This window comes from Morganella sp. HSTU-ASny43, assembly GCF_022819185.1.
Lineage (GTDB): Bacteria > Pseudomonadota > Gammaproteobacteria > Enterobacterales > Enterobacteriaceae > Morganella > Morganella morganii.
Genome location: NZ_WSPG01000006.1, coordinates 94968 through 110643 on the forward strand (window position 1 = coordinate 94968; position 15676 = coordinate 110643).

A 15676-nucleotide genomic window follows, 5' to 3' on the forward strand; every position below is an offset into this window, starting at 1 on the left:
AGACTGACCCGAAATATCCCCCGGAACTGAACACAGGTTTTCATGGTTGATCGTAATTTTGACGATATCGCGGAGAAATTCACCCGCAATATCTATGGCACAACAAAAGGGCAAATCCGCGAAGCGGTGGTCTGGCAGGATCTGGACGCCTTACTGACCCGGCTGAAACCGGGTCCGCTGCGCATTCTGGATGCGGGCGGCGGTGACGGTTTTTTCTCCCGCCGTCTGGCTGCGCTGGGGCATCAGGTGGTATTGTGCGACCTGTCAGAAGAGATGATTGCCCGCGCACAACAGGCCGCGCTGGATGACGGCGTGGCAGAAAATATGTCCTTTATTCATTGTGCGGCACAGGATATCGCACTTCACACTGAAGGGGCGTTTGATCTGGTATTATTTCATGCCGTTTTGGAGTGGATCACAGATCAAAAAGGTGCAATTGAAGCACTGACCGCTATAATAGCGGGCGGTGGTGCATTATCGTTAATGTTTTACAATGCGAACGGACTTGTGATGCGAAATGCGATATTAGGCAATTTTCATCTGGCAACCCCGGAAATTCAGCGCCGCCGCAAGCGTTCGTTATCGCCGCAGAATCCCCTTATGCCGGAACAGGTTTATCAGTGGCTGGATGATTGTCGTCTGACGATTGAGGCAAAAACCGGCGTGCGGGTTTTCCATGATTATCTGCAGAGCCGCCAGTTACAAAACCGTGATTTCCCGGCGCTGCTGGCACTGGAGCAACGCTATTGCCGTCAGGAGCCTTATATCAGCTTAGGCCGCTATATTCACGTTATGGCACGAAAACCGATCAGAAGGATGGACAATGAGTGAGTTTACCCAAACAGTCCCGGAACTCGTGGCATGGGCGCGAAAGAATGATTTCTCCATCGCGCTGCCGCCGGAACGGCTGGCTTTTTTACTGTCTGTTGCGGTGCTCAACAGTGAGCGCATCGACGGTGAAATGAGCGAGGGGGAACTGGTGGATGCCTTCCGCGAAGTCTGCAAAGGCTTTGAACAGACAACGGAATCTGTTGCGGTCCGCGCGAACAATGCCATCAATGATATGGTGCGCCAGAAAATATTTAACCGCTTTACCAGTGATATCTTTGAGGGTAATGCGATTTACCGGCTGACCCCGCTCGGGATCGGCATCAGTGATTATTACATCCGTCAGCGTGAATTTTCCTCACTGCGTTTATCCATGCAGCTCTCGATTGTGGCCGGTGAACTGAGCCGCGCGGCAGATGCCGCCGAAGAGGGCGGGGATGAATTCCACTGGCACCGTAATGTGTTTGCCCCGCTGAAATATTCCGTGGCGGAGATCTTCGACAGCATTGATATGTCGCAGCGCGTTATGGATGAGCAGCAAAACGGCGTCAAAGACGATATCGCCAAACTGCTGAATCAGGACTGGCAGGCCGCGATTGCCAACTGTGAACAGTTGCTGTCAGAAACCTCTCTCACACTGCGGGAACTGCAGGATACGCTCGAAGCCGCCGGTGACAAATTACAGGCGAACCTGCTGCGTATTCAGGATGCCAATATGAGTGCCGCCACCGGCTCCGAACTGGTGGATAAACTGATTTTTGATCTGCAGGCCAAGCTCGACCGCATTATCAGCTGGGGCCAGCAATCTATTGATTTATGGATTGGTTATGACCGCCATGTCCATAAATTTATCCGTACCGCTATCGATATGGATAAAAACCGTATTTTCTCGCAGCGTCTGCGCCATTCTGTTCAGCACTATTTTGACTCGCCGTGGGCCCTTAATGTGGCTAATGCGGAGCGTCTGCTGGATATGCGTGACGAAGAGATGGCACTGCGTGATGACGAAGTGACCGGGGAATTACCGCCGGATCTGGAATATGAAGAGTTCAGCGAGGTCAACGAAGAGCTTGCCGCCATGATGGAAACTGCGCTGGCTGTGTATAAAGCACAGGCGAAGCCGCTGGATCTGGGCGCAGTTCTGCGTGATTACCTCGCGAAATATCCGCGCAGCCGCCAGTTCGATGTGGCACGGATTATCGTGGATCAGGCCGTCCGCCTCGGGGTGGCTGATGCTGATTTCTCAGGCATCCCGGCAGAATGGTCAGCAATTAATGAATACGGAGCGAAGGTGCAGGCACATGTCATCGACACATATTGAACAATTTATGTCAGCAAAGCTGGCTCAGGCACTTGCCAACAACCTTTTTCCGGAACTTGACAGCCAGTTGCGCGCAGGCCGCCATATCGGCGTGGATGATCTGGATAATCATGCCTTTCTGATGGATTTCCAGGATGAACTGGAAGGCTTTTACGCCCGTTATAACGTGGAACTGGTCCGTGCACCGGAAGGGTTCTTCTATCTGCGCCCGCGTTCCAGCACACTGATCCCGCGCTCGGTGTTATCCGAACTGGAAATGCTGGTCGGTAAAGTGCTGTGCTATCTGTATCTCAGCCCGGAGCGTCTCGCCAACCAGGGTATTTTCTCCACGGCAGAGCTCTATGAGGAACTGCTGTCACTGGCGGATGAAGCCAAATTACTGAAAGTGGTGAATAACCGCTCCACCGGCTCTGACCTGGACAAACAGAAATTACTGGAAAAAACCCGAGGTGCGCTGAACCGCCTGCGCCGCCTGGGCATGATCACGTTTGTCTCTGCGGATAACAGCCAGTTTGTGATTGCCGAATCCGTTTTCCGCTTCGGGGCAGATGTCCGCAGCGGGGATGACCCGCGTGAGGCGCAGCTGCGTCTTATCCGTGACGGTGAGGCCCAATCCCTGACGGAAGATGAAAAATACCCGCGCCCTGAGGATCAGGACGATGATAATGAAGAATCTGATAATGACAACGCGACGGATGAAGCGGAGGATGAAGAATGATTGAACGTGGTAAATTCCGCTCGCTCACGTTAGTCAACTGGAACGGCTTTTTTGCGCGCACTTTTGATCTGGATGAGCTGGTCACCACCTTGTCCGGCGGTAACGGTGCCGGTAAATCCACCACCATGGCGGCCTTTATTACCGCCATGATCCCGGATTTGACCCTGCTGCACTTCCGTAACACCACTGAAGCCGGGGCAACATCCGGTTCCCGTGATAAAGGTCTGCACGGTAAACTGCGTCCGGGCGTGTGCTACGCCATGCTGGATGTGGTGAACTCCCGCCATCAGCGTGTGCTGGTGGGGGTGCGTCTTCAGCAGATTGCCGGACGTGATAAAAAAGTCGATATCAAATCCTTTATGATTCAGGGATTACCGACACAGTATTCCCCGACACAGATTGTCAGCGAACAGCTGAGTGAACGCCAGGTGCGGGTTCTGCCGCTGAATGACCTGAAAGCCCGCCTGGATGATATCGAAGGTGTGCATTTCAAACAGTTTAACTCGATTACTGATTACCATTCGGTTCTGTTCGAGCTGGGTGTTATCCCGAAACGTCTGCGTTCTGCAGGGGACCGCAGCAAATTCTACCGCCTGATCGAAGCTTCGCTCTACGGCGGTATCTCCAGTGCTATCACCCGTTCCCTGCGTGACTATTTACTGCCGGAGAACAGCGGGGTGCGCAAAGCCTTCCAGGATATGGAAGGGGCACTGCGCGAAAACCGTATCACACTGGAAGCTATCCGCGTTACCCAGTCTGACCGTGACCTGTTCAAACACCTGATCACTGAAGCGACCGCGTATGTTTCTGCAGATTATATGCGTCACGCCAATGAGCGCCGTGTGTATATCGACCAGGCACTCTCTGTGCGCCGGGAACTGCTCGGCAGCCGCAAACAGCTGATCAGCGAACAGTTCCGTCAGGTGGAAATGTCCCGCGAGCTGGCGGAGCAGACGGCCTCATCCGCCGATCTGGAAACGGATTACCAGGCAGCCAGTGATCATCTGACACTGGTGCAGACGGCCATGCGTCAGCAGGAAAAAATTGACCGTTATCAGGCTGATGTCGAAGAGCTGACATTCCGTCTGGAAGAACAGACTGAAGTGGCGGAAGAAGCCGCAGAACAGCTGGCGGAATATGAAGAACGCAACCATGTTGCGGAAGAAGAAGTGGATGAGCTGAAAAGCCAACTGGCCGATTACCAGCAGGCGCTGGATGTTCAGCAGACCCGCGCCATTCAGTATCAGCAGGCATTACAGGCGCTGGAACGCGCCAAAGCGGTGTGTCAGCTGCCGCAGCTGGATATTGATTCACTGGATGAATGGCTGGAAACCTTCCGCGCCCGCGAAGAGCAGGCAACCGAATCCCTGTTAGTGCTTGAGCAGAAAATGAGTGTGGCGCAGGCCGCACACAGCCAGTTCTCTCAGGCCTATGAACTGGTGAAATCGGTGGTCGGTGAAGTCAGCCGCAGTGAAGCTTACCAGACCGCCCGTGAATTATTGCGCGAACTGCCGTCACAGCAGATGATGGCCGACCGCGTCCAGCCGCTGCGCCAGCAGTTATCCGAACTGGAACAGCGTCTGCACAGCCAGCACAATGCGCAGAAATCGCTGGATGATTTCTGCAAACGCATCGGGCAGCAGGTTGAGGCGGACGGGCTCGATGAGATGCTGATGACCCTTGAGGCGCAGCAGGAAAGCCTGAGTGTCAGTGTCAGTGAAAGCAGCGAGCGCCGTATGGAAATGCGTCAGCAGACTGAGCAGCTGAAGCAGCAAATCCAGTCCCTGACCGTCAAAGCCCCGGCGTGGCTGGCGGCGCAGGAAGCTCTGACGCAATTGTGTGAGCAGTCTCATGAGACGTTCACCAGCGCCAATGATGTCACTGAATATATGCAGCAGTTGCTGGAGCGTGAGCGCGAAGTGACTGTTGAGCGTGATGAAATCGCGCTGAAAAAAGCACAGCTGGAAAAAGATATTGAACGGCTCAGTCAGCCGAGCGGCGCGGAAGATGGCCGTATGCTTGGCCTGGCAGAGCGTTTCGGTGGTATATTGCTGTCGGAAATCTATGACGACATCACGATTGATGACGCACCGTATTTCTCCGCCTTATACGGCCCGGCGCGCCATGCGATTGTGGTGCCGGATCTCAGCGCCGTGCGTCCGATGCTGGATGCCCTCGATGATTGTCCGGAAGATCTCTATCTGATTGAAGGGGATCCGCAATCCTTTGATGACAGCGTCTTCACCACCGAAGAGCTGGAGCGTGCGGTGCTGGTGCGCAGCACCGATCGCCAGTGGCGTTACTCCCGCTTCCCGTCTGTGCCGCTGTTCGGCCGTGCGGCGCGGGAAAATCAGCTGGCAGTGCTGGAACATGAACGGGATGAGCTGGCAGAACGCCTGGCGACACTCTCTTATGATGTCCAGAAAATGCAGCGTGCTCATCAGGCATTCAGCCGTTTTGTCGGCAAAAATATCTCAGTGGCCTTTGAGGCTGACCCGGAAGCGGAAATCCGCACACTGAATCAGCGCCGTAATGAGCTGGAGCGCGAGCTGGCACAGTTTGAGGATCAGACTGCCGTTGCCCGTCAGCAGTATGCGCAGATCAAAGAAAATCTGAGCATCCTTAACCGTCTGATCCCGAATACCGCTCTGCTGCTTGATGAAACACTGGCAGATCGCGCGGATGAGATCCGTGATGCGCTGACGGATGCACAGGAATCCGCCCGTCATATTCAGCAGTACGGTGCAGCGCTGCGCAAACTGGAGCCGATGGTAGCTGTTCTCCAGAGTGATCCGGAGCAGCATGAAGCTCTGATCCGCGATTATGAAAACGCGAAACAGGTGCAGCAGCAGGCCCGTCAGCAGGCGTTTGCCCTGGAAGAAGTCGCGCAGCGCCGTCAGCACTTTAATTACGGCGGATCCGCCGGCATGCTGACAGAAAATGCCGATCTTAATGACAAACTGCGTCAGCGTCTGGAACACGCGGAGTCTGATCGTGCCCGTACACGTGAGATGCTGCGCCAGCAGCAGACCAAATGCGCGGAGTTCAATCAGGTTCTGGCCTCACTGCGCAGCTCGTATGAAACCAAATCGGACATGCTGCGCGAACTTGAGCGCGAAATGAGCGAAATTGGTGTTCAGGCGGATGCCAATGCGGAAGAGCGTGCCCGTGTGCGCCGTGATGAACTGTACAACCAGGTCAGCCATAACCGCGCCCGTATCAATCAGCTGGAAAAACAGCTGGGGATCGGCGAGTCGGAAATGGATAATCTGCAAAAACGTCTGCGCAAAGCAGAGCGCGATTACCAGCAGCTCCGCGAGCAGGTCGTGACCGCCAAAGCGGGCTGGTGTGCGGTGATGCGGATGGTGAAAGAAAGTGGCGTTGAGCGCCGCCTCCACCGCCGTGAGCTGGCTTATGAAGATGCGGACACACTGCGTTCCATGTCGGATAAAGCCCTCGGTGCACTGCGTCAGGCCGTGGCGGATAACGAACATCTGCGTGATGCACTGCGCCTGTCCGAAGATCCGAAGCGTCCGGAACGCAAAGTACAGTTCTTTATCGAAGTGTACCGCCACCTGCGCGAACGTATCCGCCAGGATATTATCAAAACTGATGATCCGATTGACGCTATTGAACAGATGGAAATCGAGCTGGCACGGCTGACCGACGAACTGACCGCCCGTGAACAGAAACTGGCGATCAGCTCGAAAAGTGTGGCCAATATCATCCGCAAAACTATTCAGCGCGAACAGAACCGTATCCGCATGCTTAACCAGGGCCTGCAGGCCGTGGCATTCGGTCAGGTCAAAGGGGTGCGCCTGAATGTGAATATCCGCGAAAGCCACGCGATACTGCTGGATGTGCTGTCCGAAGAGCACGAGCAGCATCAGGACCTGTTCGCCAGCCAGCGTCTGACCTTCTCTGAAGCGATGGCGAAACTCTATCAGCGTCTGAACCCGCAGGTGGATATGGGGCAGCGTCTGCCGCAGACCATCGGTGAGGAACTGCTGGATTACCGTAACTATCTCGAGCTGGAAGTGGAAGTCAACCGTGGTTCTGACGGCTGGCTGAAAGCCGAGAGCGGCGCGTTATCCACCGGTGAGGCGATTGGTACCGGGATGTCCATTCTGGTGATGGTGGTGCAGAGCTGGGAAGAAGAATCCCGCCGTCTGCGCAGCAAAGATATTTCGCCGTGCCGTCTGCTGTTCCTGGATGAAGCAGCGCGTCTGGATGCGAAATCTATAGCCACCCTGTTTGAGCTGTGCGATCGCTTACAGATGCAGCTGATTATTGCGGCACCAGAAAATATCAGTCCGGAGAAAGGCACAACGTACAAACTGGTACGTAAAGTCTTCAATAATCAGGAACATGTGCATGTGGTGGGATTGCGCGGCTTCGGCCAGCCGGAACCAACGCCGGCACCGGAAGCATTGCCTGAGCCGGTGACGGAAGAGGAGGATGACGGGGAAGAAGAGCAGGATTAATTTCTCCCTCCGGTCTTTTCTCTGAAGCGGATGAGCACATTGCTGTGCTCATCCGTGATTGCAGACAAAGCAGGATAAAACGTGGTTTTTCCTGCTTTGTGTTATCAGCCGAAAATCAATAAATTGATTTTCCTGGTTTATTTTTACAACCCCTGTCGGTCGTTGCCAACCCTTGCAGGTTTGTCAACGGCCTGAGATGAGCGCAGCAGTGCGCTCATCCGTTTTTTTATATCAGCGCTGTGAATCTAAAATCTCGTTGTTATTTACAACGTCCTGCGCTTTGGTATAGCTCTCAATCAGTAACTGATAGGCCGGGAAAATCTGTGTGTACGCCTGTGCCCATTCTGCCGCATCCGCACGGTTCCAGGTTTTTTGCAGTTCAGAGGCCACCGCTGCAGTATCCATCGGTACCACACCAGCCTGGACAACGCGCGCCAGGGTGATTTCCTGAGCCATCTTGGTATAGGTACCGGAAGCATCAATTACCGCAAACACCTGATAACCGTCAGCCACGGCGCTGATCGCCGGGAATGCCATACAAACGCTGGTAATGGTACCGGCGATGATTAACTGCTTTTTACCGGATGCTTTCACTGCAGCCACAAACTCCGGGTTATCCCAGGCATTAATTTCACCTTTACGGGCAATATACTGAGCATGTGGTGCATTTTGGTGAATTTCCGGGATCAGCGGTCCATTCGGACCCTGCGGCACAGACGCGGTGGTGATCACCGGAATATTGGCGAGCGTTGCCATTTTTGCCAGCACAGCGGCTCTGGCGCGTAATTCAGTCATCGGCATATCGCCGACAGTCTGGAACAATCCGCTCTGATGATCGATTAACAACATCAGTGCATCATCAGGATTAATAACAGGACGCTGACCATTAAAGTTTGCCGGATTACTCATTTTAAGACCCTCACTTATGGTAATTTGATGGTAATTTTTGTTTAAACAGTGTGTTTCTCAGAAACGTTCTGTTGTGCGGATTAAAATTAATCCATAAGCGAAAAGCTGAGTAGTGCGGATATTGATAAACAATGTTCTGAATTCAGAACAATCATGCGGCTGTCAGCCGGTATAAAGCGGCGGGGATTCCTCACCGTGTGATCTGAATAACGTTAATATGAAACCGGAATGGTTAGATTCTCACTCCGCGTGATCGACACAGAAAATTAAGGATATACAATGCGTAAACTGACCCTCACCCTGAGTGCCCTGGCACTCGCTCTGAGCCTCAACAGTGTGGCTGATGCCAAAGTGTACATGCCGGAAAAAGTCAGTGACGGCGTGACCGTTGCTCAGCTGGCAGAACAGCATGCCATTCACTGGATTTCGGTTGAACAGATTGAAGAGAGCCTGAAAGGGCAGCCGCCGATGGCGGTGGGCTTTGATATTGACGACACTGTCTTATTCTCAAGCCCGGGCTTTTACCGCGGCAAACTGGAATACTCCCCGAACGACTACAGTTATCTGAAAAACCCGGAATTCTGGGAAAAAATGAATAATGAGTGGGATAAATTCAGTATGCCGAAAAAATCCGGTATGGAACTGGTTCAGATGCACCTGAAACGTGGTGATACCGTTTATTTCATCACCGGGCGCAGCAAAACCAAAACAGAAACGGTCACCAAATATGTTCAGGAAGGGCTGCGTATCCCGGCAGATAAAATGAACCCGGTTATTTTTGCCGGTGATGAGGAAGGGCAGAATAATAAAGTCAGCTGGATGCGTGATCACAAACTGAAAATTTATTACGGTGATGCGGATGCCGATATTGCCGCAGCACGGGAACTGAATATCCGCGGTATCCGGGTATTACGCGCTTCGAACTCCTCGTATCAGCCGCTGCCGAAAGCCGGTCAGTTCGGCGAGGAAGTGGTTATTAATTCCGAATATTAATCATAACCTGTCAGTCATCTAAGCTCCGCCCCCGGCGGAGTTTTTTATTTGTGTTGTTTATTGTCCGGCGCAGATTTGTTTATCCGGGAAGAAAAGCAGAGAATGAGATGTATTTCATCGCACTCAATACATGCGTTTGCGTAATTAGTGCAGTGTATTCCTCTTAAAAAGATGTATTTGCGCCTTTTTTCTACGATTTTTTCGTTATCCTATTTTCAATTATTCTCTGACAGGTAAAATCAGCAGGGAAGTCATTTAAACGATACATTTACTATACTGACCATAAGTATTAACAATTGGCCGGAACAGACATAATAAAAAATAAGAGAGGGATGTTATGGTGACGGGAGTTAAAAAAGTTGTTCCCATTTCCGCCATGATAGGAACACTGTTACTGACGCCTGTTTCGTGGGCCTCAACAGCACCGGTAACGCATCTGACTGAAGCAGATGCCAAAGTGGAAAATCTGAAAGCATTTTCAGAATCACCGGAAAGTACAGAAGCACAGGCCGCAGAGCCGGTGGCCGGTGTTAATGCACTGCCTCTGAGCGATGTCGCTGACAGTATCCGCCGTGAAGTTCCGGCGGCAACACCGTTACTTTATACCGACACACTGACAAACATTTATGCGGAACATCAGCTGAAACCGCTGTGGACCGATGAAAAAGCGCGTCTGTCCCTGGAAAATCAGCTGGCGGAAGCCGCACTTGCCGGATTCCAGCCGCAGTTCACGGCCTGGCTGAATGCCCTGGCACAACCGGATCTGTCCCCGCTGGCGCGGGATATGATTTTAACGGATGCGGCATTGGGTTATCTCTATTACCTCGACAACGTGAGCACCAAAGGCGATAAATGGCTGTACGGCGCCCGTCCGTTCACGTTTGCGGCTGTCAGTGCCCCGTCACTGGCGCGGCTGAATACAGCGGCTCATAACGGCACTCTGGCGGCATTTACCGATACGCTGTTACCGGCGAATAAGATGTATCAGCCGATGCGCAAAGCCATGCTGACAGAACTGGCGGATACCGCGCCGTGGCCGGAAATGGTGATTAACCGGACATTGCGTCCGGGGGAAAGCCATGAATCTGTCGGGGCACTGCGTGAGATCCTGCACCGCTTTAATCTGATCTCTGCCAATGACATGATGAGCGCCGGTGCTGTTTATGATAAAACGCTGGTGGCGGCTGTTAAACAGTTTCAGTTACAGCACGGCCTGGAAGCCGATGGTGTCATCGGTAAACAGACCCGTGAGTGGCTGAATAAGACACCACAGATGCGTGCTGCCATTATGGCGGTGAATATTCAGCGTCTGCGCATTACGCCGGACAATGAACCGACCGCTATTCTGGTCAATATTCCGGATTTTTCCCTGTATTTCTATGTGGATAATAATCTGATCCTGGAATCCAGAACCATTGTCGGCCGTGCGGAGCGCAAAACGCCGATTATGTCCAGCGCCCTGAATAATGTGGTGATTAACCCGCCGTGGACGGTTCCGCCGACCATGAGCCGCCAGGATGTTGTGCCGCGCGGCAGGGCTGATCCGAGCTATTTCAGCAGCCGTGGTTACACTATCTATAACGGCTGGAGTAACAACGCCTCTGTGGTTGATCCGTACAGCATTGACTGGAGTATTATCACGCCGTCAAACTTCCCGTACCGGATAACCCAGGCACCGGGCCCGTCCAACTCGCTGGGACGCTATAAATTCAATATGCCGAACTCAGAGGCGATTTATCTGCATGACACCCCGAACCACAGCCTGTTTAATAAAAATATGCGGGCCATCAGTTCCGGCTGTGTGCGGGTGAATAAAGCCAAAGATCTCGCGGCGATACTCCTTGGTGATGCGGGCTGGAACGAAACCCGTGTGGATGGTGCGCTGAAAGCGGGCAGTACCCGTTACGTCTCTATCCCGAACCGTATTCCGGTTTATCTTTATTATCAGACTGCCTGGGTAAACGCGGAGAATATCCCGCAATATCGCGCGGATATTTACCGTTACGATGACAACAGCCTGAAAGGTATTGATAAATTAACTGACATTACGCCTTTCCTGATAAAAAGCTGATCACATGAAGCCGTTTATTTATTACAAATAAGCGGCTTTTTTCTTCTGAAATATAATTAACCGGAAAACGATGTGCAGATAAAAATAATTCACTGCGCAATATTATATTCTGTCATTCCGTTAATTAACTAAAAGTGATTAATTTTGTGATATCACCGTTCCCGGCAAAGGCTCAGCGGATGCGGCATCGTGCCCGTCACACACCGGGTGTTCATGAAAATGTCGGTGAGGTTTACTTTCTGAGTAAAAATGTGTTTTTTTATTTGACTCCGGGGGATTGAATCGGTAAAAAATAGACGGTCAGTTTTGTTTATTGCTGTTTTTTTCATATTGACATTAATATTGAAATAACCTGACGAAAATTTACAGAAATAGACAAAACCGATCCGCTGCGGGTCTGAACGGTGAACACAATTATCGCTGTCCGGCCATGTAATATTTAATCAGATAAAGAGTGATTACCGTCAATGGATACAATTGATAACGACCGCCGTAAATGGCTGGGTTTTGGTGCGGCGGCGCTGGGGTTGGCTTTATTACCGAATCACGCATTTGCGTCCCTGACCACACCCCGGCCGAAAATTTTACGGTTTGAAAATCTCAATACCGGTGAATTTTTGAAAGCAGAATTTTTTGACGGTAAACGTTATAACCGCTCTGAACTGGCCCGCCTGAACAAGTTGTTCCGCGACCACCGCAGTAATAAAGTCAAAACCATTGACCCGCACCTGTTTGACCAGATGTATCTGTTGCAGGTGATGATGAACATCAATAAACCTATTCAGCTGGTGTCAGGTTACCGTTCTCTGGTCACTAATAATGAACTGCGCAGAACCACCTCCGGTGTGGCGAAGAAAAGTTATCACACCCGCGGACAGGCAATGGATTTCCGTATTCCGGGTATCCAGTTAAGTCAGGTTCGTAAAGCAGCCATGAAAATGCGGGCTGGTGGTGTGGGTTACTATCCGTCCAGTAATTTCGTTCATATGGATACAGGACCGGTCAGAACGTGGTAATCTGTTGTTATTACCCGCTTTAACCGGAGTTTTGTGTCATGCAATATCATATTATCCCTGTCACCGGCTTTATGCAGAACTGTACCCTGATTTGGTGCGATGAAACTAAAGCCGCTGCTATTGTCGATCCCGGCGGTGAAGCGCCGCGTCTTATCCGTGAAATTGAACAACGCGGTCTGAAACTGGAAAAAATCCTCCTGACTCACGGTCACTTTGATCATGTCGGCGCAACTGCGGATGTGGCAGAGCACTTTAATGTGCCGATCGTCGGCCCGCAGAAGGAAGATGCTTTCTGGATTGAGGGGCTGACACAGCAGAGCCAGATGTTCGGTGTGGAGCCATGTCGTGCATTTACCCCGGATCAGTGGCTGGAAGAGGGCGACAAGGTCACTGTCGGCAATCTTGAGCTGGATGTGCTGCACTGCCCGGGTCATACGCCGGGTCATGTGGTGTTTGTGGATAAGCAGGACAAACTGATTTCAATGGGTGATGTGCTGTTCAGAGGGGGTGTCGGCCGCAGTGACTTCCCGCGCGGTAATCATCAGGATCTGATCCGCTCCATTAAAGAAAAAGTGCTGCCGCTGGGGGATGAGTACCGTTTTATCCCGGGCCACGGCCCGATGTCCACACTCGGGGAAGAGCGCCGCACAAATCCGTTCCTGCAGGATGAGCAACCGGTCTGGTAAGCAATATCATTGCAGAAATAAAAATGCCTGACACAGTCAGGCATTTTTTATGGTCAAAACGAAATTACAGTACTGCGACAATGGCTTCGCACAGCGGAACCATATTTTCCAGTGTCAGACCGGCAACGTTGATACGACCGGAGCTGACGGCATAGACCGCATATTCATCACGCAGACGTGCAACCTGCTCTTTGGTCAGGCCGCTGAAAGAGAACATACCGTTCTGGCGGATAATAAAGCTGAAGTCCTGCTTCGCGCCTTTTTCCTGTAAGGTGTTCACAAAGAGCTGACGCATGCGCTTGATGCGCTCACGCATGGTGGTCAGTTCCTGGATCCACTCTTCTTTCAGTTCCGGATCAGACAATACTGTTGTTACCACAGCGCCACCGTGTGACGGCGGGTTAGAGTAGTTGGTGCGGATAACGATTTTGATCTGGCTGAACGCGCGATCAGCGGTATCCGGATCAGCCGCAACCAGGGTGCAGGCACCGACACGTTCATTGTACATGCCGAAGTTTTTGGAATAAGAGCTGGCCACCAGCATTTCAGGATGAGATTTTGCGAAAATACGCAGCCCCTGAGCATCCTCATCCAGACCGGCAGCAAAGCCCTGATAAGCAAAGTCAAAGACCGGCAGCAGACCTTTTTCTTTTACCAGAACAGACAATTGTGCCCACTGCTCAGCAGTCGGGTCAATACCGGTCGGGTTGTGGCAGCAGCCGTGCAGCAGGATCACATCACCGGCCTGCGCCGCTTCCAGGCTTGCCAGCATGCCATTGAAATCCAGTGAATGGTTTTCGGCATCATAGTAATTGTAAGTGCAGATTTCCAGACCGGCACCGGCAAAGATACCGTTGTGGTTAGGCCAGGTCGGGTTGCTTATCCAGACACGTTTTGCGCTGGTTTGTTTAGCAATGAAATCAGCCGCGATACGCAGCGCACCAGTGCCGCCCGGCGCCTGTGCGGTACGGGCGCGTTTGGCGGTGATGATGTCACTGTTATCACCAAACAGCAGTGCCTGAGTTACTGTTCCGAATTCAGGGATCCCGGTAATCGGCAGGTAGTTTTTCGTGGTTTCATTATCCAGCAGATACTTTTCCGCTTTTTTAACGCAGCTCAGTACCGGTGTTTTACCGGTTTCATCTTTATAAACACCAATACCTAAATTGATTTTGTTTTCACGGGGGTCCTGACGGAAGCTGTCAGCCAGACCTAAGATCGGGTCGGCAGGCGCGGCAGTAATATTCTCAAACATAGTTGTTGATCCCAATAGTATCTGATAGTGCGGATAAGAGGACTGTCACAAGGTTATCAGGTTAACTCCCTGTAAATCATTTGCCAACTGTTTACAGAAAAAAGACGAAGATCTTGTGAAGTGGGTGACGTCCTGTTGAGGTTTGCATGAAAATGCATCACAAAACGCGTTAAACAGATAACAAAAAACCCACGGCAAGCCGTGGGTTTTGTATTCATACTTAGCGTTAAAGCTAAATCAGAACTGGTAGGTCAGACCTAAACCAACAACATCACCAGTGTTGATTTTAGCACCGCGGGTGAAGTCATTGTTGTCCAGCAGGTTGATTTTGTAATCAACAACTGCAGACATGTTTTTGTTGAAGTAGTAGTAAGCACCCAGGTCGATGTATTTAACCAGGTCTTCGCTGCCTTTGCTACCGTTATCCAGGTCTTTACCTTTAGACTGCAGGTAAGCGATGGATGGACGCAGACCGAAGTCGAACTGGTACTGTGCTACTAATTCGAAGTTCTGAGTTTTGTTAGCGATGTCATCAGCTTCGCCGTATTTGGTCATGTTACGGGTTTCACCGTACAGAGCGGCCAGGTACAGGTTGTTAGCGTCGTATTTAGCACCAACGTTCCATGCTTCAGCACGTTTACCTTCAGCACCGAACATACCTTTCTGCTGGTTGATAGTACGAGCAGAGTTAGAGTAGCCAGCACCCAGAGTCACGCCCCAGCCCAGGTCGTAAGAAGATGATAAACCATAACCGTCACCATTCGCTTTAGCGCTGTCACGTGCTGCGATAGAGTTATCGTCGTTAGCACCCTGATACTGCAGAGCGAAGTTCAGACCATCAACGTAACCGAACATGTCGGTGTTACGGTAGGTCAGCAGGTTAGCATTACGACCGGTCATGAATACGTCGGTCTGTGCCATGGTGTCGCCACCGAACAGTGGCAGAACGTCGGTCCATGCTGCAGTGTCATATACCACACCGTAGTTACGGCCGTAGTCGATTGAACCGAATTCAGCGAATTTGAAACCAGCGTAAGCTAAACGTACTTTGTTTTTGTTGTCGCCTTCAACGCCGTTGGTTTTGATTTCGTTTTCGAAACGACCGAAACCGGTCAGTTGGTCAGTGATCTGAGTTTCACCTTTGATGCCGAAACGAACGCGTGAATCGTCGCCATCTTCTTTAGAGCCATTGTCATCAGACTTAGCGAACATGTGACGAACGTCAACTTTACCGTACAGGTCTACTTTGTTGCCGTCTTTGTTGTAGATTTCAGCTGCGTTTGCTGCACCAGCAACTAACAGAGCCGGGATAACCACTGCAAGAATATTGCGTTTCATTATTATTACCCTCATTGGTGTTATTCGGACACCTGCCACTGCCAGAAATAGTTCTGA

General features: G+C 51.5%; 11 protein-coding genes. 8 read left to right on the forward strand and 3 right to left on the reverse strand.

The genetic code is table 11. The annotated features are described in order from the left end of the window. Positions 1–42 precede the first annotated feature (42 nt). The 4 genes from cmoM to mukB are packed head-to-tail and all read left to right on the forward strand — an operon-like array spanning position 43 to position 7351. A complete protein-coding gene (gene cmoM / locus GN208_RS04910) occupies positions 43–831 on the forward strand; it encodes a tRNA uridine 5-oxyacetic acid(34) methyltransferase CmoM (protein ID WP_004235834.1) in 789 nt (262 codons plus the stop codon). Further along, the gene (mukF, locus tag GN208_RS04915) at positions 824–2149 is read left to right on the forward strand and encodes a chromosome partition protein MukF (RefSeq protein WP_004235835.1); all 1326 of its coding nucleotides are present in this window, start codon (positions 824–826) and stop codon (positions 2147–2149) included. The genes cmoM and mukF overlap by 8 nt, the downstream gene beginning before the upstream one ends. Beyond that, positions 2130–2867, forward strand: a complete 738-nt coding sequence (gene mukE, locus GN208_RS04920) for a chromosome partition protein MukE (RefSeq protein ID WP_004235837.1) — start codon at positions 2130–2132, stop codon at positions 2865–2867. Before mukF ends, mukE begins: the two co-directional genes overlap by 20 nt. Next, entirely contained in the window at positions 2864–7351 is a 4488-nt protein-coding gene (mukB, locus tag GN208_RS04925; protein WP_243828304.1) for a chromosome partition protein MukB, read from the forward strand. The genes mukE and mukB overlap by 4 nt, the downstream gene beginning before the upstream one ends. A 231-nt stretch (positions 7352–7582) precedes the next feature. Here the strand turns inward: mukB and GN208_RS04930 are convergent, their stop codons facing one another. Further along, positions 7583–8260: a hydrolase gene (locus GN208_RS04930; RefSeq protein ID WP_004235839.1), complete on the reverse strand. Its 678-nt coding sequence runs from the start codon at positions 8258–8260 to the stop codon at positions 7583–7585. Positions 8261–8539: 279 nt separating this feature from the next. Here GN208_RS04930 and aphA point away from each other — a divergent pair, with 279 nt between their 5' ends. The 4 genes from aphA to GN208_RS04950 all read left to right on the forward strand — a co-directional run bounded on the left by aphA (position 8540) and on the right by GN208_RS04950 (position 13026). Next, the gene (gene aphA, locus GN208_RS04935; RefSeq protein WP_004235840.1) at positions 8540–9253 is read left to right on the forward strand and encodes an acid phosphatase AphA; all 714 of its coding nucleotides are present in this window, start codon (positions 8540–8542) and stop codon (positions 9251–9253) included. A 337-nt stretch (positions 9254–9590) separates the two neighbouring features. After that, positions 9591–11324 (forward strand): L,D-transpeptidase, encoded by a 1734-nt coding sequence (gene ldtD / locus GN208_RS04940; RefSeq protein WP_015422577.1) that lies wholly within the window; start codon positions 9591–9593, stop codon positions 11322–11324. 467 nt (positions 11325–11791) lie between these two features. Further along, positions 11792–12340 (forward strand): YcbK family protein, encoded by a 549-nt coding sequence (locus GN208_RS04945; RefSeq protein WP_004235843.1) that lies wholly within the window; start codon positions 11792–11794, stop codon positions 12338–12340. A gap of 38 nt (positions 12341–12378) precedes the next feature. Beyond that, on the forward strand, positions 12379–13026 hold the full coding sequence (locus GN208_RS04950; protein WP_004235845.1) for an MBL fold metallo-hydrolase: 648 nt from the start codon (positions 12379–12381) through the stop codon (positions 13024–13026). Between the two features lie 64 nt (positions 13027–13090). On the opposite strand, the gene GN208_RS04955 is transcribed toward GN208_RS04950, so the two are convergent. Together GN208_RS04955 and ompC are read right to left on the reverse strand one after the other, a co-directional pair. After that, complete coding sequence (locus GN208_RS04955; protein ID WP_004235846.1) at positions 13091–14281, reverse strand: amino acid aminotransferase; 1191 nt, start codon at positions 14279–14281, stop codon at positions 13091–13093. A 237-nt stretch (positions 14282–14518) separates the two neighbouring features. Continuing rightward, positions 14519–15619 carry a porin OmpC gene (gene ompC / locus GN208_RS04960; protein WP_032098466.1) on the reverse strand — a complete coding sequence of 367 codons (1101 nt, stop codon included), beginning with the start codon at positions 15617–15619 and terminating at the stop codon, positions 14519–14521. Positions 15620–15676: the final 57 nt, after the last annotated feature.